This is a genomic window from Pseudomonas cichorii, assembly GCF_019719005.1.
GTDB lineage: Bacteria > Pseudomonadota > Gammaproteobacteria > Pseudomonadales > Pseudomonadaceae > Aquipseudomonas > Aquipseudomonas cichorii_E.
The window spans coordinates 1-614 of sequence record NZ_JAIGPJ010000109.1; the positions used below are offsets into that span (position 1 = coordinate 1).

At 63.4% G+C, this 614-nt stretch carries 1 protein-coding gene; it reads right to left on the reverse strand.

The window, feature by feature from the left end; translation table 11 throughout:
* A partial coding sequence (tssI, locus tag K5D32_RS25815) for a type VI secretion system tip protein TssI/VgrG (protein ID WP_221602339.1) occupies positions 1 to 614 on the reverse strand: 614 nt, incomplete at both ends.

The following is a 614-nucleotide window of genomic DNA, read 5'->3' on the forward strand; positions in this document are numbered from 1 at the left end:
TCGTTTGCCCTGATTTCCACCTTGCGGTCGGCGTTGACGGTGCAGTGTTCCTCGGCCCTGAATTCGCTGTAGCTGTTGGCCTCGACCCGGTCGTGGCGCTCGTTGCCGACATGGATCTTCTGGTCGTGGCCGATGCTCTGGTCCCAGTTGCGCCGGGCGTGGATGAAGATCTGTTCCTGATCCTTGCGGTCCTCGATGCGCAGCTCGTTGGAGCCACCGCCACCGGGGCTGCTCAACGTCTTGAAGACGCTGCGGGTACGGTGTTCGGGCAGGGCGTAGGGCGGGGTGTTTTCGGCGTGGTACAGGCAACCGGTCACCAGCGGCTGATCGGGATCGCCTTCCAGAAAGGTCACCAGCACTTCCATGCCGACTCGCGGCAGGGCGACAGCGCCATATCGATTGCCCGCCCAACTGGACGACACCCGCAACCAGCAACTGCTTCTGGCATCCTGCTGGCCCTCACGGTCCCAGTGGAACTGCACCTTGATCCGGCCATGCTGGTCGCAATGGATTTCCTGATCCTGGGGGCCGGTGACCATGGCTGTCTGGCTGCCTGAAATACGGGGTTTGGGGTGACGAAGAGGCGGGCGGTAGAACGCGTCCCAAGGCGTGCC